We start from the raw sequence: 399 nt of genomic DNA, 5'->3' as shown, positions 1-399 counted from the left end.
ACCTATTACAGCCCCGGCAGTGCCGGTTATACCGATTACCCGACACTGGATACCGCGGACTGACGATTAACTGGCCCGATGCACGGTCGATAATAACGATGCAGCACCCACAAACATCACCGCAAAGCTGCGATTTAACAAACGCTGCTGACGCGGTGATTGCAAGTAACGTAATACTTTCGCAGCCAGGCCGGTGTAAATCGCCATCACCACCAGATCTACCGCCACCATGGTGATCAGCATAACGCCATACTGAAGTGGTAAAGCCGCCTCTGTATTCAGGAACTGCGGCAACACCGCCAGTATAAATACGATGGCTTTGGGGTTACTCATATTCACCAAAAAACCTTTCAGAACCAGTCTGGCTGGTGACTCACGCCGGGTGTCCCGGGCATGCTC

1 protein-coding gene is annotated in these 399 nt (G+C 52.6%); it reads right to left on the bottom strand.

From position 1 onward, the window contains the following. Positions 1 to 66: 66 nt before the first annotated feature. On the bottom strand, positions 67 to 399 hold a 333-nt coding region (locus Q4563_RS16680; RefSeq protein WP_303605285.1), incomplete at its 5' end, for a LysE family translocator.

Source organism: Gilvimarinus sp. 1_MG-2023, from assembly GCF_030548285.1.
The sequence above is the reverse complement of the archived record's forward strand: the minus strand, read 5'-3'. Positions and strand labels throughout refer to the sequence as shown.